Source organism: Burkholderia sp. NFPP32, from assembly GCF_900119325.1.
In the GTDB taxonomy this organism is placed as follows: Bacteria; Pseudomonadota; Gammaproteobacteria; order Burkholderiales; family Burkholderiaceae; genus Burkholderia; species Burkholderia pyrrocinia_C.
Map to the genome: position 1 here is coordinate 526,466 of NZ_FPJP01000002.1, position 19,984 is coordinate 546,449.

The window sequence follows — 19,984 nt, forward strand, 5'->3', positions numbered from 1 at the left end:
CCTGCCCTTGCAACAACCCGCATCGATCATGACTAGCGACCTGACTCGCCCGCCGGGCGGCCCGCATACGCCGCCCGTCGACGTGCCGGCGATGGTGCTGCTGGTCGACGACCAGACGATCGTCGCGGAAGCCGTGCGACGCGCGCTCGTCGACGAGGAAGGCATCGACTTCCACTACTGCCCGCGCTCGGACGACGCGATGGCCACCGCGATCGAGACGCGGCCGACCGTGATCCTGCAGGACCTCGTGATGCCCGGCACCGACGGGCTGAGCCTCGTGAAGACGTACCGCGCGAATCCGGCGACGCGCGACGTGCCGATCATCGTGCTGTCGACGCAGGAAGAGCCGGTGATCAAGAGCGCCGCGTTCGCGGCCGGGGCGAACGACTACCTCGTGAAGCTGCCCGATCGCATCGAACTCGTCGCGCGCATCCGCTACCACTCGCGCTCGTACATGAACCTGCTGCAGCGCGACGAAGCCTATCGCGCGCTGCGGCAATCGCAGCAGCAGCTGCTCGAGGCAAATCTCGAACTGCGGCGCCTCACGCACTCGGACGGGCTGACCGGGCTGTCCAACCGCCGCTATCTCGACGAATACCTGGCCGCCGAATGGCGGCGCGGCACGCGCGAGCGCAGCGAGCTGTCGCTGCTGATGATCGACGTCGACAATTTCAAGCTGTACAACGACACGTACGGGCACGTGTCGGGCGACAGCGTGCTCAAGCAGATCGCGTCGACCATCGAGCGCTGTCTCGGGCAGTCGGGCGATCTCGCCGCGCGCTTCGGCGGCGAGGAATTCGCGGTCGTGATGCCGGCCACGTCGCCGGGCGCCGCGCGGCTGCTCGGCGAGAAGATCCGTCTCGCGGTCGAGGCGCTGCGGCTGCGGCACGCGCATTCGTCGACGGGCAACACCGTGACGATCAGCATCGGCGGCGCGAGCATCGTGCCGGCGCCCGGCCTGCCGACGACCGTGCTGATCGAGGCCGCCGACCGCGCGCTGTACCGTGCGAAGCACGAAGGCAAGAACCGCGTCGAGATCGATGCGTCGGCACCGCCGCCAGGCGCCGGCGGTTTCGGCGCGCCGCGCGACGACTGAGCCCGCACTCCGCGCTCCGCGCTCACGCGGCGCCGAGCCGGCGCGCGTAGTCGTTCGCGTCGAGCGGCCGGCTGAACAGGTAGCCCTGCTGCATGTCGCAGCCGATCTGCTGCAGGAACCTCGATTGCGCCTGCGTCTCGACGCCTTCGGCCGTGACCTTCATCCCGAGCGAATGCGCCATCGCGACGACGGCCTGCGTGATCGCGACCGAGTCGTGATGATCGGGCACGCCCGACACGAACGAACGATCGACCTTCAGGTTGTGCAGCGGAAAGCGCTTCAGGTACGCGAGCGACGAATAACCTGTGCCGAAATCGTCGACCGAGATCCGCACCTTCATGTCCGTGAGCGCCTCGAGCATCGGCAGCACGGTGTCCGTGTCGTTCATCAGCAGTCCTTCCGTGATCTCGAGCTCGAGCGCGGACGGATCGAGCCGCGTTTGCGCGAGACAGCGGCCGACCGATTCGACAAGCCCTTCGTGGAACTGCCGCGGCGACAGGTTCACGGCCAGCATCAGGTCCGGCGCGATCGTACGGCGCCATTCGGCCATCTGCCGGCACGCGGTTTCGAGCACCCACTGGCCGATCGCGACGATCAGCCCCGTATCTTCGGCGACCGGGATGAATTCCGCCGGCGACATCGGCCCGAGTTCGGGGCTCGTCCAGCGCAGCAGCGCCTCGGCGCCGACCGTGCGGCCGCTGCGCGCATCGACGACGGGCTGATACGCGAGGCGCAGCATGTCCGACGCGAGCGCGCGCCGCAGCGACTGCTCGATCGCGAAGCGGCGCTGCAGCCGCAGGTTGAGCTGCGCGGTGAAGAACGTGAAGTGGTTGCGGCCGTGCTGCTTCGCGTCGTACATCGCCGAATCGGCATTGCGCATCAGCGTGACGGCGTCGTCGCCGTCGCGCGGCGCGACGCTGATCCCGATCGACACGCCGAGCCAATACTCGTTGTTCGCGATCGCGAACGGCTTCGCGATCGCGTCGATCACCTCGCGCGCGAGCACCGCGAGACGGTCGGGATCGTCGCAGTCCTCGACGAGGATCACGAACTCGTCGCCGCCGACGCGCGTGAGCGCGTGCCGGCCGCCCGCGCAGGCCTCGAGCCGCGCCGCGACGCTGCGCAGCAGCGCGTCGCCCGCGTCGTGACCGGCCGTGTCGTTGACCTTCTTGAAGCCGACGAGATCGATGAACAGGATCGCGACGCGCGCGGGCCCGGCCGCCGCATCGCGCTCGCCGAACAGTTCGCGCATGCGGTCGCCGAGCCAGCGGCGGTTGTAGAGGCCCGTCAGCGCATCGCGCGTCGCCATGTAGCGCAACTGCTGCTGCGCTTCGCGCACCGGGCCGATGTCGTTGAACGACACGAGCACCGAGTCGGCCTGCGTCTCGCCCGGCTTCACGATCGGCACCGCGTTGCCGCGCACCCAGATGACGTCGCCGTCCGCGAGGCCGAAGCCGACCGTGTAGCCGAGCAGCGGCGTGGCCGTCACGAGCGCGAGCCGGCTCGGCCAGTCGTCCGGCGCGATCAACGTGCCGTCCTCGCGCAGCTTGCGCAGGATCACCGTCGACAACCGGCGGCCGACGAGGTCGCCCTTCACGCGCATCATCCGGTTCGCGCTTGGATTGCTCGCAATCACGACGCCGTCGCGCGACACGACGAGGATTCCTTCGTTCAGGCTGTTGACGACGAGCCGGTGATGTTCCTCGCTGCGCGCGAGCTGCCGCACCATCCGGTCCTGGTGAACCGCGAGGCCGACGCTGTTGCCGATATCGCGCAACAGTGCGGTTTCCTCGTCGCTCGGCCGGCGCGGCGTGCGGTGATAGACGGCGAACGCGCCGAGCACGACGCCTGCCTCGTCGAGGAACGGCACCGACCAGCACGCGCGCAGGCCCAGCGGCAACGCGACGGAACGGTAGTCGGCCCACAGCGGATCGGTTTCGATGTCCTCGACGGCGACCATCCGGCGCTCGTACATCGCCGTGCCGCATGAGCCCGCCGCCGGCCCGATCGACGCGCCGTCGATCGCGGCGCTGTACTGCGCGGGCAACGACGGCGCCGCGCCGACACGCACGTGCACGCCGTCCGTATCGAGCAGCAGGATCGTGCACGATGCACCGTCGCCGAGCAAAGTCTCGGCGCGCCGGCAGACTTCGATCAACAATTCCGGCAGCGGTGTGTTGCGCGTGATCAGCCTCAGCACGCTTTGCTCGGACGCGAGCACTTCCGCCGCGAGGCCGAGGCTGTAACGAGAACTTTGCGGTTCGGTATTCAAGTCGAATCCTGCCGTCTGTCCGACCGGGGCAGATGCGCCCGATTCGTTATCGATCCTTCGTGCCGTTTTTCGCTCCGGGTTTACGCCGAGCCCGGTGCGCCCCGTTTGCGCGTCGAGCCAGCGCGCGCCGAAATGTATTTAACACCAATCCGTGACACCCCGCGCGTCCGAGCGCATCAGGGCTTACGCGCGGTTGCCGCGCCGCCCGTCAATCCTTCCGGATGCGTTCGGCCAGGAAGTCGATCAGCAGGCGTACGCGCGGCCGCCGGTGTTTTCCGGCCGGCGGCCGCGCCCTTGCCCCCGTTCCGGCAACCCCCGGAAGCCATCGCGGCCCGGCCAAGCCGCGTTTTCGTATCCGTGATTCAATGTCGATCGAACCGGCGTCGCGCATTCCGGCGGCACGGCGATGTGTGTCCTCATCGAACGACCTTCACTGGATCACCATGACGAACCCTGCCGAAATCAAGGCGCTCGTTTTCGATGTCTTCGGAACGATCGTCGACTGGAGAAGCGGCGTCGCACGCGGCGCTGCCGCCTTTCTGGAACGCCACGCGCCGGCGCTCGACCCGTTCGCGTTCGCCGATGCGTGGCGCGCCGAATATTCGCCGTCGATGGAAGAAGTCCGCAGCGGGCGCCGCCGCTACGTGCGGCTCGACGTGCTGCATCGCGAGAACCTCGTGCGCACGCTCGACCGCTACGGGATCGTCGACGTACCCGACGCGGACATCGACGCGCTCAACCTCGCGTGGCACAGCCTCGACCCGTGGCCCGACGCCGTCGCCGCGCTGCACCGGCTGAAGCGGCGCTTCATCATCGCGCCGCTGTCGAACGGCAACATCCGGCTGATGGTCGACGTCGCGAAACGCGCGGGGCTGCCGTGGGACGCGATCCTCGGCGCGGAAGTCGTCCGCGCGTACAAGCCGTCGCCGCAGGTGTACAGCGATACGGTCGAGATTCTCGGCGTCGCGCCGGCCGAGCTGTGCCTGGTCGCGGCGCACAACGGCGATCTCGCCGCCGCGCGCCGGCTCGGGCTGTCGACCGCGTTCGTGCTGCGCCCGACCGAACACGGGCCCGGCCAGACGACCGACCTGGAAGCCGACGATGCGTGGGACTTCGACGTCAGGGACCTGAACGAACTCGCGGATCGGCTCGGTTGCCCGGGTTGAATGCCGGCTGCGCGGTTCGCCCCTTCGCCGCGAGCGCCGCGCGAATCGCCGCCGCTTCCGTCACCGGCTAATCCGGCTCGCCGACGAACCTGAGCCGCCCCGACTCCCCCATCAGCAATTCCCGGTTCGCCTCCGCCGCCGCCCGCAGGTAATCCCACAGCGCGGTCACGCGCCGCAGCTTGCGCAAGTCCTCGCGGCAGGTCAGCCAGAAGCACCGCGTGACGACCACGTCGTCCGGCAGCACCGGCACCAGCGCCGGCTGCGTGGCCGCCATGAAGCACGGCAGGATCGCGAGCCCGCCGCCCTGCTGCGCCGCGAAATATTGCGCGATCACGCTCGTCGTGCGCAGCCCGGCCGTCGCGCCCGGCACCGCGCGGTCCAGGTACAGCAGCTCGCTGCTGAACGCGAGATCGTCGACATAGCTGATGAACGCATGCCGCGCGAGATCGTCGGTGCACGCGATCGGCGCATGGTTCGCGAGATAGTCGCGCGTCGCGTAGAGCCGCAACTGGTAGTCGCACAGCTTCGTGAACACGTAAGGCCCGCGCTCGGGCCGCTCGAGCGTGATCGCCAGGTCGGCCTCGCGCTTCGGCAGGTTGACGAAATGCGGGACCGGCAGCAGATCGACCGTCACGTGCGGATGCGCGGCGCGAAACTGCGCGAGCTGCGGCGCCAGGAAAAAACAGCCGAACCCCTCGGTCGACCCGATCCGCACGTGGCCCGACAGCGCCTCGCCGGTATTCGCGACCTGGTCGCACGCGGACTGCACGGTCGTCTCCATCGCGTCCGCATACGCGACGAGCCGCTGCCCTTCGGCCGTCAGCGTGAAGCCGCCGGAGCGCGACTTGTCGAACAGCAGCGTGCCCATCGCGGCCTCGAGCGCGCGGACGCGTCGCGCGACGGTCGTGTAGTCGACCCCGAGCCGCTTCGCGGCGCCGCTCGCGCGCTGCGTGCGCGCGACTTCGAGGAAGAAGCGCAGGTCGTCCCAGTTCAGGTTGCCGGAAACCGGCTCGGTGGCATGTCGCATCGGCGTGGAAAAAAGGGCTGGAGTCTCCGGGCCGGCCGTCGATATGCAGAAATGCATATCCAACCGGTTTCTTTATCGGTACATCATGAATCTGCGCATAACTATACTCGACCGTGACCTGCGGACCATGAGCCGCGGCAACCACCACGGAGACACCATGCAGACCCGATCCACCCTCGATGAGCATGCGACAGTCGCGACGCCGGCTCCCGCCCGCACCGCGAAGCACTACCTGCTGGCCGGCTGGGCCAGCATGGCCGGCACGACGATCGAGTGGTACGACTTCTTCCTCTACGGCACGGCCGCCGCGCTCGTGTTCAACCGCATCTTCTTCCCGTCGCTGGACCCCGTCGTCGGTACGCTCGCCGCGTTCGGCACGTTCGCGGTCGGCTTCATCGGTCGGCCGATGGGCGGCATCGTGTTCGGCCACTTCGGCGACCGGATCGGCCGCAAGTCGATGCTGATGATCACGCTGCTGCTGATGGGCGTGCCGAGCATGATCATCGGGCTGATCCCGTCGTACGACAGCATCGGCTACTGGGCGGCCGCGCTGCTGATCGCGATGCGCTTCCTGCAGGGGATGGCCGTCGGCGGCGAATGGGGCGGCGCGGTGCTGATGGCCGTCGAACACGCGCCGAAGGGCCGCAAGGGGCTGTTCGGCAGCCTGCCGCAGACGGGCGTCGGGCTCGGCCTGATCCTGTCGTCGCTCGCGATGGCCGCGGTGGCCGCGCTGCCGGAAGCCGACATGCTGTCGTGGGGCTGGCGCGTGCCGTTCCTCGCGAGCATCGCGCTCGTCGGCCTCGGCTGGTTCATCCGCGCGAAGGTGCCCGAGTCGCCCGACTTCGAGAAGATGCAGCGCCAGGGCAAGGCCGAGAAGTCGCCGGTGACGGCCGCGCTGCGCCGCCATCCGCGCGAGGTGCTGACGATCGTCGGCGCGCGCGCCGCCGAGAACACGTGGTTCTACATGGTCGTCACGTTCGCGCTCGCATACGCGACGCAGCAGCTTCACCTGCCGAAGGCCGAGATGCTGCACGCGATCACGGCCGGCGCCGTGCTGTCGCTCGTCACGATGCCGCTGTGCGGCCACCTGAGCGACCGCATCGGCCAGCGCCGGATGTTCGCGATCGGCCTCGTGCTGATGTGCGCGTTCGCCGCGCCGTTCTTCATGATGCTCGGCACGCAGCAGACGTCGTACGCATGGTGGGCGATCGTGCTCGGCCTCGGCGTCGTGTTCCCGATCCTCTATGCGCCGGAATCGCTGCTGTTCGCGCAGCAGTTCCCGGCGGAAATCCGCTACAGCGGCATCTCGCTGTCGGTGCAGCTCGCCGGCGTGATCGGCGGCGGCTTCGCGCCGATGATCGCGACGTCGCTGCTGAAGGCCGGCGGCGGCCAGCCGCATTACGTGATCGCGTACCTCGTCGGCTTCGGCGTGTTCGCGCTCGCGTGTACCGCACTGATGCGGCCGCCGCGCACCTGAGCACGCCAGCGCATCCGATCGAATCCAGTTCGTCCTGCTGTCCGCCGCGCCTGCACGTGCGGCGGATACAGGCCCCCTTTCTCATCGCAACACCGCTTCCTTCCCGGAGAGTTCCATGAACGCCGCAGTTCCCCAGACCACCCTCGCCCTGCCCACCGCCAAGCTGCTGATCGACGGCGCGTTCGTCGAATCGCAAAGCGCCGAATGGGGCGACATCGTCAACCCCGCGACGCAGGAAACGATCGGCCGCGTGCCGTATGCGACGCTCGACGAGATCGACGCCGCGATCGCGTCCGCGCAGCGCGCATTCCAGACGTGGAAGACGACGCCGATCGGCGCCCGGCTGCGCATCATGCTGAAGTTCCAGGATCTCGTGCGCCGCAATCTCGAACGGATCGCGCACACGCTGACGGCCGAGCAAGGCAAGACGCTGCCCGACGCGCAGGGCGACATCTTCCGCGGCCTCGAAGTGGTCGAGCACGCGTGCTCGATCGGCACGCTGCAGCAAGGCGAATTCGCGGAGAACGTCGCGGGTGGCGTCGATACCTACACGCTGCGCCAGCCGATCGGCGTGTGCGCGGGCATCACGCCGTTCAACTTTCCCGGGATGATTCCGCTGTGGATGTTCCCGATGGCGATCGTCTGCGGCAACACGTTCGTGCTGAAACCGTCGGAGCAGGACCCGCTGTCGACGATGCAGCTCGTCGAACTCGCGATCGAGGCCGGCGTGCCCAAAGGTGTACTGAACGTCGTGCACGGCGGCAAGACGGTGGTCGACCGCCTGTGCACGCACCCGGACATCAAGGCGATCTCGTTCGTCGGCTCGACCCGCGTCGGCACGCACGTGTACAACCTCGGCAGCCAGCACGGCAAGCGCGTGCAGTCGATGATGGGCGCGAAGAACCACGCGGTGGTGCTGCCCGACGCGCACCGCGAGCAGACGATCAACGCGCTCGTCGGCGCGGGCTTCGGCGCGGCCGGCCAGCGCTGCATGGCGACGTCGGTCGTCGTGCTCGTCGGCCAGGCGCGCGACTGGCTGCCCGAACTCGTCGAGAAGGCGAAGCTTCTGAAGGTGAATGCGGGCGCGGAAGCCGGCACCGACGTCGGCCCGGTCGTGTCGAAGGCCGCGAAGGAACGCATCCTGTCGCTGATCGACGAAGGCGTGAAGGCCGGCGCGAAGCTCGAACTCGACGGCCGCAACGTGAAGGTGCCCGGCTACGAGCGCGGCAACTTCGTCGGCCCGACGATCTTCTCGGGCGTGACGACCGACATGTCGATCTATACGGAAGAAATCTTCGGGCCGGTGGTGGTCGTGCTCGAAGCGGACACGCTCGACGAAGCGATCGCGCTCGTCAACCGCAACCCGATGGGCAACGGCGTCGGGCTGTTCACGCAGAGCGGCGCGGCCGCGCGCAAGTTCCAGAGCGAGATCGACATCGGCCAGGTCGGCATCAACATCCCGATTCCGGTGCCGGTGCCCTACTTCAGCTTCACGGGCTCGCGCGGCTCGAAGCTCGGCGATCTCGGCCCGTACGGCAAGCAGGTCGTGCAGTTCTACACGCAGACGAAGACGGTCACCGCGCGCTGGTTCGACGACGATGCGACGGCCGGCGGCGTGAACACGACGATCGCGTTGCGCTGATTGAGGGACTCGCACATGGAAATCGCATTCATCGGGCTCGGCAACATGGGCGGCCCCATGGCCGCCAACCTGCTCAAGGCCGGCCACGCGCTGACGGTGTTCGACCTCGACGCGAACGCGGTCGACGCCGCGGTGCGCGCGGGCGCAACGGCGGCCGGCTCGCCGCGCGACGCGGCCGCGCGCGGGGCGGTCGTGATCACGATGCTGCCGGCCGCGCAGCACGTGCGCGCCGTCTACCTCGGCGACGACGGCGTGCTGGCCGGCGCGCGCGCGGGCACGACGCTGGTCGACTGCAGCACGATCGACCCCGCCACCGTGCGCGCGGTGGCGGAAGCCGCCGCGCAGCGCGACTTCCCGCTCGCCGACGCGCCCGTGTCGGGCGGCACCGGCGGCGCGCAGGCCGGCACGCTGACCTTCATGGTCGGCGCGGACGCCGCACTGTTCGAGCGCATCCGCCCCGTGCTGCTCGACATGGGCAGGAACGTCGTGCATTGCGGCGGCACGGGCACCGGGCAGATCGCAAAGATCTGCAACAACCTGCTGCTCGGGATCTCGATGATGGGCGTGTCGGAAGCGATGGCGCTCGGTGCCGCGCTCGGCATCGAGCCGGCCGTGCTGGCCGGCATCATCAACACGTCGACAGGCCGCTGCTGGAGCTCGGACGCGTACAACCCGTATCCGGGCGTGAACGACGCGGCGCCGGCCGCGCGCGGTTATGCGGGCGGTTTCGCGGCGAACCTGATGCTGAAGGATCTCGGGCTCGCGACCGAAGCCGCACGAAGCGCGCACCAGCCGGTATGGATGGGCGCGCTCGCGCAGCAGCTTTATCAGTCGATGAGCCAGCAGGGGCTCGGCGCGCTCGACTTCTCCGCGTGCGTGAAGCTGTACGAGGCGCAGCCGGCGTAGCCTGCGCAGGTTACGCCGGACGTGCGCCGACCCGCGATGCGCTTGCGCGTATCGCGGGTCGGATTGCATGCGGGGAAGGAAAACGCAGGTGCCGCTTCAGGCGGCGGTCGCGCGGCCATGCCGCGTGTCGTTCAACCCCGCGGGTTCGATGCCGTCTCGAAGGTCGGATGGCACTCGAACGCGAGTTCGGAGCGTGCATCGACGCGGCGGCCACCGGTCAGCGATTCCTGCTTCATGCTCGCGCGCATCCCGCGCTGCGTGCAGTAGTTGGTGGCTTCGTTGACGGCCTTCTCATGGGCGTCGGCCCACGTCGTCGACACGCCGACCGTGCGCGTCGTCACGGTGAATACGTTCGGGTTCGACGTCGCGGTCACGTCGGAAGCGGTTGAACACGCGGCAAGCAAGCATGCGGCAGCCGCGACGGTCAACCATCGCAGGGTTCGAAAAGAAACTGACATGGACATGAGGGCAGGCACACGTCGGCCCGACGTGCATTGAACGACATAGGCGACAGTATGCCTGTCCGATCGCCGGAGATCATGCCCTTTTCAGTGAACACATTGTTTCGAATGGTTAAACGATCGCAAGTGCAGGCAAGATTTACAGCCCGGCACCGCGCCCGTTTTCATCCCGTGAGTAGTTTTGCCCTGCCGGTGCGTCGTTTCGGGCGCTCACGCCCGTGCACCGGTCCGTGCGCGCTTCCTGCCTCGATTCGTCGTCCGCCGCGCAGGCACATCGCTTGCGCCATCCACGCGCCCGCCTCCCCGGCGGACAGCATCCTTCACCCAACCTGCGCTGCGCACCGCGCGAACCAGCGCGGCGTTCCCGCATCGCCAGCAGGTTCCCTGAACGAGAGGACGACATGAAATCAATACGAACACTGGTGGCCCTGTGCTCCGTCATTTCCGTGCTCGCGGCGTGCGGCGGCGACGGCAACGACGTCGGCACCGAACTCGGCATCTCGAAGCCGCAGGCGCGCTTCATCAACGCGGTACCGGCCGGGCCGAACCTCGACTACTACCTGAACGCGAAGATCGACCAGTCGGGCGTCGCGTACAAGGGCGTGACGCGCTATCACGACATCGACTCGGGCACGCAGAACGCGAGCTACGACATCTCTGGCACGACGACGACCATCGCCGCGCAATCGTTCAGCGCGGCGAACGGCCATCACTACACGACGATCGCGCTGCCGAGCAAATCGTCGGCGATTTCCGTCATCGACGATCCGTACAACAAGGGCCTGCTGTCGGACAAAGCGCGCGTGCGCAGCTTCAATGCGTCGCCGAACGCGCAGAACGTCGACGTATATGTCGTTCCGCCCGGCACCGACATCTCGACGCAAAGCCCGACGCTGGCGGGCGCGGCCTACCAGAACGCGGTACCGGCATCGACGCAGGATTCGATCTACCTCAATGGCGGCAGTTATCAGGTGATCGTCACGACGGCCGGCAGCAAAGCACCGATCCTCAAGACCGCGCCGGTCACCATCAACAACAACGCCGACTGGCTGCTCTTGACGATTCCGTCGGGCGGAATCGGCGACGTGACGCCGAACGACATCCACGTGCTCGTTGCACAAGGCAACGACGCCGATACGTCGGCACTGGAGCTGGGCCCGCAGTAAGGGCTCCAAACGGTCGCGGCGGCCGGTGCGGTTGCGCCGGCCGCCGGATGATCTCCAGCCTCGGCGTCAGTCGCCCCGCTCGAAACGGATCACATGCTCGGCGCGCGTGCCGGTGCCGTGCTCGACAGCGATATCGACATCGCCGACATGGCGCACGCGCCAGCCCGGCCGCGTCGCGATCTGCGGCAGGTTGCCGGACGGGCGGCTCTCGATCCCGCCGAGCCCTTCGTCGGGCGTATCGACCGCGTCGGCGAGCGACGCATTCGAATAGATCACGTTGTCGTGCCACTCCGATGCGCCCGCGGCCGCTTCCATGCCCTTGCCGTCGACGTCGACCGTGTTGTCGGTCGTCGCCATGTTCGCGTTGTCGAGCGTGACGATCCGGCCGGCCGCGCGCCGCACGGGGTCTCCGCTGTCGACCGCGTGCGCGCCGACGTCGATCGGCGGCAGGCCGGTCGGCATTTTCCCCGCGACCGCCTCCGGCGTCAGCGGGCGCCGCGCCACCTCGGCGGCCTGGGTCGCCGCGTCGGGCATGTCGCCGGCCGCCGGCGTCTTTACCGGGCTCTTCTCGATCTGTTCCCGCTGCTTTTGCGGGTCAGGGTTCGATTCCACATTCTGCATCGCACCTCCTGTCCGGCCGGCGTGCGGCGGCTCGAGCCGGCGCCGCCGGTCCTGGAATCGCTACAACGGTCCTTGCAAATCTTTCATGCGTACGGCCGCACACACGCGCGCCACCCGGCGCACGTGCGAAGCACGCACGGCACTCGATCCGCGAACGGCGCACTTGCGCGCGGCTTGCGCGCCGTCCTCCCAGTCGTTCAGCCGCCCGTCAGCCGCCGCTCGCGCCGCCCGGCGCGGAAGCCGCGCCCGGCATGCTCGCGGCGCTTCCGGCCGCTCCGCTGCCTGGCATGCCGGACGGTGCGGTGGACGGCGCGGCCGACATGCCGCTCGTTGCGCCCGACTCGGAACTCGCCCCGCCGCTGTCGCTCTTCTTCTGGCAACCCGCGCCTGCCGCAAGGCCCGCGATCAGGATGCCGGCGAAGACGGCTCGCGATACATGACGAAATGAATATCGCTGCATGACACCTCCGCTGATGTCGATGTGGATGGAGCCCGCTGACGAGCAATTCGCATGCCGCGCCCGGCCACCACTGCCGACGCCATTCCATTCATTTTTCAAATGACGCCCAGCCGAATATTTAATTTCCCATCATCGCGCCGGCCACCCATACTCGCGAACAAATCCGGGACATAAGGTCCACGGCGGCCGGCCGGCGCAGCGTGTACACGCTGCCGGTTTCGCGCCCCGCACATGGAAGGAGACAACGGCGTGCGACTGGAAGCCACTCACCGCCCGGGCCTCGTGCCCGGCGCGGACGACGCATCGCATCGACACGGCGACGCGCGACCCCGCGCCGAGCCCGAAGCGGATCGTCGGCTGGCCGGGAACCTTCGCAAAATGACGAGCTGCCGGCCGGCTGCCGCGTCGCGCTCGCGCTCGCGCTCGCGCTCGCGCTTGGGCTCGGGCTCTGCGTCGCCGGGAGGCGTATCGGCATGCGGGACCCGCTAGCCCCGAACGCCCCGCCCCGCGACGCGTCCGCCGCCACGGACGTGCTCGACGTACTGGATGCACGGCTGATGCGCATCCTGCTCGTGCTGCTGACCGAGCGCACCGTGTCGCGTGCGGCCGTGCGCCTGAACATGTCGCAGCCGGCGACGAGCGCCGCGCTCAAGCGCCTGCGCACGCTGCTCGGCGATCCGCTGCTCGTGCGCAGCCGCTACGGGATGGTGCCGACCGAGTTCGGCGCGCGGCTGATCGAACCGCTGCGCAACGCGCTGCGCGTGATCGACTTCATCCGCATCCAGCAGCCGACGTTCGACGCGCGCACGTCGGTGCGCACCTACCGGATCGGCTGCCCCGACTATCTGAACGTGCTGTTCGTGCCGAAGCTCGTCGCGCTGTTCCGCGAGCGCGCGCCGAACGCACAGCTCGTGTTCCATCCGCTCGGCGACGGCTTCGACGACGAGCGCGCACTCGCCGACGGCGAACTCGACGTCGTGATCGACAATCGCCCGGCCCGCTCGTCGCGGTTCCGGCAGGACGACCTGTTCGACGACCGCGTCGTATGCCTGATGCGCGCGACGCACCCGCTCGCGCGGCGCGGCGCGACGACAACCGCCGATTTCGCGGCAGCGCCGCAGCTGTGCCCGACGCCGTCGTGGCTCGAAGCGTCCGGCGCGATCGATCGGCAGCTCCAACGCGTGGGCCTGCAGCGGCGAATCGTCGTCACGCTGCCGCACTTCGAACTCGCCGCGCATGCGCTCGTGCGCTCCGACATGATCCTGACCACCACGTACCGGCTCGCACGGCACTACGCGAAGCTGCTGCCGCTCGCCGCCGTCGCGCTGCCGGTCGAACCGCCCGATATCGTGTACCGGATGACGTGGAACGAATCGGGATCGTGCGTCGAAGGCGTGCGCTGGCTGCGCGCGCTGATCGCCGAAGCGACGCGCGGCTGGCTCGACACCGAGGCCGCGCTGCCGGCGGTTGCAGCGGTTGCGGCCATCCAGGCGGCCGACGCGCCCGCCGCCCCTGCGTCCGATACGTCGCGCTCGCCCGTGCGGCGTCGCGCCACGCACTGCGGCGGCACACGCGGGGCGCCCATCGCACGCGCGACGCGTTCGCATCGCTCGACAACGAAGCCGCACTGAATGCAGCGCGGCGGCGCCCGCTGTAAGCCCCGTCCTATTTACTCGCGGCGAACGCGCTATGCACAATGACGGCATTCGAAATGCGTCATCCGGAATTCGAGGGCATGCCGATGAAAACCTACCTGATTGCCGTGGCCGCACCGGTCGTACTGCTGGCCTACTCTCCCGCGTTCGCCGACACGCAGGATTGCGCGACGCGCATCCGCGCGCTGCAGACGCAGATCGACCATGCGAAGCGGTTCGGCAATACGCAACAACTGATGCGCCAGCAGATCGCACTCGCGCAGGTCGAGGAAAACTGCACGGACGCCGGCCAGCTTTCGCGTGCCGAACGCAACGTGCAGGACAAGCAGCGCGACGTCGAACAGGCTCGTGGCGACGTGCGGGACGCGCAGGCGCGCGTGCGCGAAGCCGAGGCGCACGGCGACGCGCGCAAGGTCGAGAAGGCCCGGCGCAAGCTCGCGGACAAGCAGGACAAGCTGCGCGAAGCGACGCGCGACCTGCACGATGCCGAAGCCGATCGCAATGCGTTGAAGGGTTGACGGAACGCGCGAGCCTGACGGATCGATCGGCGCGCCCCCCTGCGCGGCGACCGCGAAGCATGCCCAAAACGCTCCGCTACGCATCGCGCATCGGTTGCGCAAGCAACTTGTATACAGCGACTGACGTAACGAGCGCGAGCACGCCGCTCACCGTGAGCGCATCGGCAAACCCGCTCGCGAACGCGACGGGCGCCGCCTGTGCGAGCGCGCCGGCCGCCGACGGCGGCACGCGATCGAGCGCCTGCGCCAGATCGCCTGCCAGCAGGCTCGACATGAACGGCGCATCGGCGAACGCGCGCAGGCCGGGCGCGGCGGACAGCAGCCGGTCGAGCCGCGCGTGCGTGCTCGCCGCCAGCACCGCGCCGAGCACGCCGACGGCCGTCACGATCGCGGAGAAGCGCGTCGTCGTGCTGATGCCCGACGCCATGCCCGTGCGGTGCGGCGGCACGCACGCCATGATCGCCTTCTGCGTATCGCCGTTCATGATCCCGGCGCCGCATCCCGTCACGAACATGCCGATCGCGACGAGCCGGTAGTCGCCGCTGGCGGTCAGCGCCGCGGTCGCGAGGTTGCCCGCGCCGATCAGCGCGAGCCCGCCCGCCAGCACGCCGCCGGACGATGTGCGCGCGGCAAGCGCCGCGCCGAGCGACGGCCCGGCGATCATCGCGAACGCGAACGGCAGCATCCCGAGGCCCGCGTCGATCGCCGACATCCCGAACGCGTTTTGCAGGTAGAGCGGCAGGAACGTCATCATCACCTGTGCGCACGCCGCATAGCCGAACATCGCGAGCACGGCGCCGACGAAGCGCGGCTGGCGGAACAGCGCGAGATCGATCATCGGCCGCGCCTGCCAGCGCTCGGCGCCGATGAACGCGGCAAACAGCGCGGCGGCGAGCGCGAGCCGGCCGAGCGTCGCGGCCGACAGCCAGCCGTGCGACGGCGCGCCGATCAGCGCCGCGATCGCGCACGCGAGCGCCGCGCCGAACAGCAGGCTGCCGGCGGCGTCCACGCGTTTCGCGTGCGGATCGCGCGATTCGTCGATCGCGGCGCGCGCGCCGATCGCCAGCAGCGCACACACCGGCAGGTTCAGCAGGAACACCCAGCGCCAGCCGATCCATTGCGTGATCGCGCCGCCGACGAGCGGCGCGATCGCCGTCGCGATCCCCATGCACATCCCCCAGATCGCCCACGCGCGAGCCCGTTCGCGGCCATCCGGAAAGCGGTTCGCGATCACCGCGAGCGCGGCCGTCAGCAGCAGCGCGGCGCCGCCGCCCTTAAGCGCGCGCGCGGCGATCAGCCAGCCGGCCGACGGCGCGACGCCGCAGCCTAGTGACGCGAGAGAAAAAAGCGCGAGCCCCGCGCCCAGCATCCGCTTGCGCCCGAAGCGGTCGGCGAGGCCGCCGGCCGGCAGCAGGCAAGCGGCGAACGCGGTCATGTACGCGCTGACGACCCATTCGATATCGGCGAAGCTCGCGTGAAAACCGCGCGCGATGCTCGGCAGCGACACGGCGACGACGTTCGTATCGAGCACGATCAGCGAACAGGTCGCCGACGCAACGGCAAGCGTCGCGGCGGCCGGCATGCGGGCGCCCGCGTGCGGGGCGGCGGTCGCGCGCGACGCCGGTGATGACTGGGACATCGGCAACTCCTGAGCAGGATGAACGAACCGTATGCTAGGCTTGCCCGGTATTGCCTGTCATTGACACTCCGATGCTGTTTTATTGACGAAAATTGCAATCATGGACCGGCTCGAATTCCGTCACGTGCGCGCATTCCTGAGCGTCGCGCAGCACCTGCATTTCGCCCGCGCGGCCGAAGCACTGGACATGGCGCCGCCCGCGCTCACGCGGCAGATCCAGGAAGCCGAACGCGTGCTCGGCGTGCGGCTCTTTCACAGGTCGCGCCGCGCGGTCACGCTGAGCGCGGCCGGCGAAGCCTATCTCGCCGAGGCAAGCGCCGCATTCGAGCACCTGCAGCGCGGCCGCGAACTCGCCGCGCTGGCCGAGCGCGGCGAACTCGGCCGGATCGAGATCGGCTACGTATCGTCCGCCGTCTATTCGGGCACGCTGCAGCGCACGGTCGGTGCGTTCCGCGCCGCACACCCGCGCATCGAGCTGAACCTGCGCGAAGTGTCGATGGACGATGTCGCGAACCAGCTCGACGCGGGCCGGCTCGACCTCGCGTACGTGCGCCCGCCGCTGCCGCTGCCCGGCGGCCTGCGGATCGTCACGCTGCAGCGCGACGTGTTCGTCGCGGCCGTGCCGGCCGATTCGCGCTACGCATCGATGGCGGCCGTGCGCGCAGCCGACCTCGCCGACGCGCGCTTCGCGGTACCGGAACAGGAGCTCGGCACGCTCGAAGTCGCACGCCGCGGCCGCTTCGCGCCGGTGATCGCCGCGCGGCCGGGCGGCTTGCTCGCAGTGCTCGCGTGCGTGTCCGTGAACGGCTGGGTCGCCGTGATTCCCGATGCGCTGGCCGGTTGCGTGTCGCTGCCGGGCGTCGTGTACCGGCCGATCGCCGGCAAACCGATCATGTCGGAGCTCGCGCTCGCACATCGGCGGTTCGAAAAGGCGCCGGCGGTGCGGGCGTTCCTGCGCACGGTTTCGCCAGCCGCATAAGCCGCCCGCGCGCGTCGGGCGTCGCGATCGGCCACCCCGGCCGCCGCCGCGCGAATATGCATTTCACGATTCGATGTTTGTCGGCCGGAAACCGATTCCGTAACCTGCCCGGCAGCCGCGCCGCTCGCGCGCGGATCACCGAGGACATGCCGCCGATGAACCCCTCTTCCGCCACGGCACGCCGCCGCGTGCTGCAGCGTCTTGCCGCCTTCGCCGCCGCGCCGCTCGCCGGCGGCATCGCACTGCCCGCCCGCGCGGCCGGCGCCGACCTGTCGGGCGTCACGCTCGTGCTCGGCGACCAGGCCGGCGGCCTGCGCGCGCTGGCCGAAGCCGCGCACGTGCTCGACGGCACGCCGTACCGGTTCCGCTGGGCCAATTTCCAGGGCGCCGCGCCGCTGTTCGAGGCACAGCGCGCGGGCGCGATCGATCTCGCGCCGGCCGGCGACCTGCCCGTGCTGACTGCCGCGCTCGGCGATCCTTCGCTGCGGATCGTCGCGACGCGCGTCGGCTCGCCGGCGTCGCTCGGCATCGTCGTGCAGCCCGACTCGCCGGTCCGCACCGTCGCCGACCTGAAAGGGCAAACCGTCGTCGTGTCGTCCGCGCGCGGCAGCATCTCGCAATATCAGCTGTACGGCGCGCTGCGCGAGCACGGCCTCGCGCCGCGCGACGTCGACGTGCGTTTCGTGCTGCCCGTCGATGCGTTCGCCGCGTTCGAGGCCAGGCGGATCGGCATCTGGGCGACCTTCGACCCGTACTACGGCCATGCGGTACGACGCGGCGCGCGCATCGTCCGCGACGGCAGCGGCATCAATTCGGGGCTCGCGTTCCTCACGTCGCCGGTCGACACCCTCGACGACCGCGCGAAGCGCGCGGCGCTCGCGGACGTGCTCGCACGGCTGACCCGCGCGGGCCAATGGGCGCTCGCGCACCCGGCCGACTACGCGACCGTCTATGCGTCGCTGACGCGCCTGCCGCCCGACGCGGCCACCGACATCGCGCGCCGGGCGGCGCTCGCGCAGCGCAGCCTCAGCGGCGCCGACATCGACGTGCTGCAGCGCGTGGCCGATCGCGCGGCGGCGGATGCGATCCTGCCGCGGCGCGTCGATGTCGCGTCGATCGCGATCCGGAATCTGTCCGCCGGATAGAAGGCAGGAGGCGCCGGAAGCAACGAGCGCCGGGCGCTGCAACGCGACGGGCTACGCTCGGCGCGGTTTCGACATGTCGAGATCCGGCACGTCGTCGCTGAACGTCGACGCGACGAGCGTGCGCATCGCGGCAATCAGCAGCGTCGGCCCCGACTGGTTGAGCGTGCAGCGCTCGCCGGCGGCCGGCACCGCGCGATGCAGCACGGCCCGCCACGCGCCGTGCCCGCCGTCGCGCTCGAACGCGGCAAACGGCAGCCGTTCGACGATCGGGCCGCCGTCCGTCCACGAAGACGACGGCGCGAACGACACGCTCGCGCCGCCCGTCTCGCGGATCGCCCGGCATGCGCCGCCGGCGACGCACGGCGCGCCGAGGCCTTCGGCCAGCGCCACCCAGTAGTCCAGCGCTGCGCCGGTCAGGTCCTGAACTTGCATCGCGCCCTCCTTCGACATCGAATATCCTCGTCCCGGCGCCCGCGCGCCCCGCCGGCCGTCGGCGAACCGTGCGTCGACGGCGCAACAGCCCGCCGCGCAACCCGCGCATCGGTATTACGAATCGTCGATTTCTGCCTACAATGATCGTAACGCCTGTCGTCCGGCCTGCGGCGGACGATAACCGGATCAATACGGTGCAGCGCAGGCCGGATCTCTCGGGGGACGCATGCCCACGCACGCCAGAAAGCCGCTGGTCTCGCTCGTCGTGCCGTTTCACGACGAAGACGAAACGATCGACGCATTCTTTGCCGAAACGCTGCCCGTCCTCGAGTCGCTCGACACGGTCCGCTTCGAGATCGTCTGCATCAACGACGGCAGTCGCGATCGCACGCTCGACCGGCTGCTCGAGGTCATGGCCGGCGACCCGCGCGTGCGCGTCGTCGATCTCACGCGCCGCTTCGGCAAGGAGGCCGCGCTCACCGCCGGCCTCGACGAAGCGGCCGGCGCCGCGGTGATCCTGATCGATGCCGACCTGCAGGACCCGCCCGCGTTGATCCCCGCGATGATCGAGCGCTGGCTCGCGGGCGCCGAGGTCGTTGCCGCGAAGCGCACCGACCGCATGTGCGATCCGTTGATGCAGCGCTTGGCCGCCGCGCTCTACTACCGCGTGCACAACCGGCTCTCCGAAGTCGAGATGCCGGAGAACGTCGGCGATTTCCGGCTGATGGACCGTCAGGTCGTCGACGCGCTGCGCGCGCTGCCCGAGCGGAGACGCTTCATGAAAGGCCTGTTCGCATGGGTCGGCTTTCGCACCGCGATCGTCGAATACACGCGCGCGCCGCGCAGCGGCGGCCGGTCGAAGTTCTCCGGATGGAAGCGCTGGAACTTCGCGCTCGAAGGCATCACGAGCTTCAGCACGGTGCCGCTGCGCGTGTGGACCTACGTCGGCCTCACGTTCGCGATGCTCGCGCTCGTCTACGGCGCGTTCATCGTCGTGCGCACGCTGCTGCTCGGCAACCCGGTGCATGGCTACGCGTCGCTGATTTCCGTCGTGCTGTTCATCGGCGGCATCCAGCTGGTCGGCATCGGCGTGATCGGCGAATATCTCGGCCGCATCTATCACGAGTCTAAGCAACGCCCGGTCTATCTGGTGCGGGGGCGCTACCGCGCCGAGCGGGATGCCGCCGCGCATCCGGCGTCGAAACTGCTGCAGTTCCCGCTCAAGCGCGCGCACGCGGCGCGCCGCCGGCCGGCGACGCCCGCGGTCGCGGGCGCTGGCCACGCCGCCAGGAAAATCTCCGTCAAGTAACCGGCACGCGTCG

18 protein-coding genes are annotated in these 19,984 nt (G+C 69.4%); 11 read left to right on the forward strand and 7 right to left on the reverse strand.

Annotated features, from left to right (window positions below):
* Window positions 1-28 precede the first annotated feature (28 nt).
* Entirely contained in the window at window positions 29-1,096 is a 1,068-nt protein-coding gene (locus tag BT264_RS06705) for a diguanylate cyclase (RefSeq protein ID WP_072436497.1), read from the forward strand.
* Window positions 1,097-1,118: 22 nt separating this feature from the next.
* Here BT264_RS06705 and BT264_RS06710 read toward each other — a convergent pair whose 3' ends face one another.
* Window positions 1,119-3,368, reverse strand: coding sequence for a putative bifunctional diguanylate cyclase/phosphodiesterase (locus BT264_RS06710; RefSeq protein ID WP_072436496.1), 2,250 nt, complete (start codon window positions 3,366-3,368; stop codon window positions 1,119-1,121).
* Window positions 3,369-3,811: 443 nt separating this feature from the next.
* Between BT264_RS06710 and BT264_RS06715 the strand changes: the two genes are divergently transcribed.
* Window positions 3,812-4,534 carry a haloacid dehalogenase type II gene (locus tag BT264_RS06715; protein WP_072436896.1) on the forward strand — a complete coding sequence of 241 codons (723 nt, stop codon included), beginning with the start codon at window positions 3,812-3,814 and terminating at the stop codon, window positions 4,532-4,534.
* Between the two features lie 67 nt (window positions 4,535-4,601).
* Here the strand turns inward: BT264_RS06715 and BT264_RS06720 are convergent, their stop codons facing one another.
* Window positions 4,602-5,561, reverse strand: coding sequence for a LysR family transcriptional regulator (locus BT264_RS06720; protein ID WP_072436495.1), 960 nt, complete (start codon window positions 5,559-5,561; stop codon window positions 4,602-4,604).
* A 157-nt stretch (window positions 5,562-5,718) separates the two neighbouring features.
* Between BT264_RS06720 and BT264_RS06725 the strand changes: the two genes are divergently transcribed.
* The 3 genes from BT264_RS06725 (at window position 5,719) to mmsB (ending at window position 9,586) form a co-directional block, all read left to right on the forward strand.
* The gene (locus tag BT264_RS06725) at window positions 5,719-7,038 is read left to right on the forward strand and encodes an MFS transporter (protein ID WP_072436494.1); all 1,320 of its coding nucleotides are present in this window, start codon (window positions 5,719-5,721) and stop codon (window positions 7,036-7,038) included.
* Between the two features lie 115 nt (window positions 7,039-7,153).
* Window positions 7,154-8,680 (forward strand): CoA-acylating methylmalonate-semialdehyde dehydrogenase, encoded by a 1,527-nt coding sequence (locus tag BT264_RS06730; protein ID WP_072436493.1) that lies wholly within the window; start codon window positions 7,154-7,156, stop codon window positions 8,678-8,680.
* 15 nt (window positions 8,681-8,695) lie between these two features.
* Window positions 8,696-9,586, forward strand: a complete 891-nt coding sequence (gene mmsB, locus BT264_RS06735; protein WP_072436492.1) for a 3-hydroxyisobutyrate dehydrogenase — start codon at window positions 8,696-8,698, stop codon at window positions 9,584-9,586.
* 131 nt (window positions 9,587-9,717) lie between these two features.
* Here the strand turns inward: mmsB and BT264_RS06740 are convergent, their stop codons facing one another.
* Window positions 9,718-10,050: a hypothetical protein gene (locus BT264_RS06740; protein WP_034179862.1), complete on the reverse strand. Its 333-nt coding sequence runs from the start codon at window positions 10,048-10,050 to the stop codon at window positions 9,718-9,720.
* Between the two features lie 398 nt (window positions 10,051-10,448).
* On the opposite strand from BT264_RS06740, the gene BT264_RS06745 reads away from it, so the two are divergent.
* Complete coding sequence (locus BT264_RS06745) at window positions 10,449-11,213, forward strand: DUF4397 domain-containing protein (protein WP_072436491.1); 765 nt, start codon at window positions 10,449-10,451, stop codon at window positions 11,211-11,213.
* 66 nt (window positions 11,214-11,279) lie between these two features.
* On the opposite strand, the gene BT264_RS06750 is transcribed toward BT264_RS06745, so the two are convergent.
* Both BT264_RS06750 and BT264_RS39095 read right to left on the reverse strand, forming a co-directional pair.
* Entirely contained in the window at window positions 11,280-11,834 is a 555-nt protein-coding gene (locus BT264_RS06750) for a DUF3005 domain-containing protein (RefSeq protein ID WP_072436490.1), read from the reverse strand.
* 208 nt (window positions 11,835-12,042) lie between these two features.
* Entirely contained in the window at window positions 12,043-12,294 is a 252-nt protein-coding gene (locus BT264_RS39095) for a hypothetical protein (protein WP_177318337.1), read from the reverse strand.
* 473 nt (window positions 12,295-12,767) lie between these two features.
* Between BT264_RS39095 and BT264_RS06765 the strand changes: the two genes are divergently transcribed.
* Together BT264_RS06765 and BT264_RS06770 are read left to right on the forward strand one after the other, a co-directional pair.
* Complete coding sequence (locus BT264_RS06765; RefSeq protein ID WP_072436488.1) at window positions 12,768-13,925, forward strand: LysR family transcriptional regulator; 1,158 nt, start codon at window positions 12,768-12,770, stop codon at window positions 13,923-13,925.
* Between the two features lie 65 nt (window positions 13,926-13,990).
* Window positions 13,991-14,467 (forward strand): DUF1090 domain-containing protein, encoded by a 477-nt coding sequence (locus BT264_RS06770; protein ID WP_256260574.1) that lies wholly within the window; start codon window positions 13,991-13,993, stop codon window positions 14,465-14,467.
* Window positions 14,468-14,543: 76 nt separating this feature from the next.
* Here the strand turns inward: BT264_RS06770 and BT264_RS06775 are convergent, their stop codons facing one another.
* Complete coding sequence (locus BT264_RS06775) at window positions 14,544-16,106, reverse strand: MFS transporter (protein ID WP_072436487.1); 1,563 nt, start codon at window positions 16,104-16,106, stop codon at window positions 14,544-14,546.
* Between the two features lie 100 nt (window positions 16,107-16,206).
* Between BT264_RS06775 and BT264_RS06780 the strand changes: the two genes are divergently transcribed.
* Together BT264_RS06780 and BT264_RS06785 are read left to right on the forward strand one after the other, a co-directional pair.
* On the forward strand, window positions 16,207-17,085 hold the full coding sequence (locus tag BT264_RS06780; protein ID WP_072436486.1) for a LysR family transcriptional regulator: 879 nt from the start codon (window positions 16,207-16,209) through the stop codon (window positions 17,083-17,085).
* Window positions 17,086-17,240: 155 nt separating this feature from the next.
* Window positions 17,241-18,230, forward strand: a complete 990-nt coding sequence (locus BT264_RS06785; RefSeq protein WP_072436894.1) for an ABC transporter substrate-binding protein — start codon at window positions 17,241-17,243, stop codon at window positions 18,228-18,230.
* A 51-nt stretch (window positions 18,231-18,281) separates the two neighbouring features.
* Here the strand turns inward: BT264_RS06785 and BT264_RS06790 are convergent, their stop codons facing one another.
* Window positions 18,282-18,662: a phage protein NinX family protein gene (locus tag BT264_RS06790; protein WP_072436485.1), complete on the reverse strand. Its 381-nt coding sequence runs from the start codon at window positions 18,660-18,662 to the stop codon at window positions 18,282-18,284.
* 226 nt (window positions 18,663-18,888) lie between these two features.
* On the opposite strand from BT264_RS06790, the gene BT264_RS06795 reads away from it, so the two are divergent.
* Window positions 18,889-19,971: a glycosyltransferase family 2 protein gene (locus BT264_RS06795; protein WP_072436484.1), complete on the forward strand. Its 1,083-nt coding sequence runs from the start codon at window positions 18,889-18,891 to the stop codon at window positions 19,969-19,971.
* The last annotated feature ends 13 nt before the right edge of the window (window positions 19,972-19,984 follow it).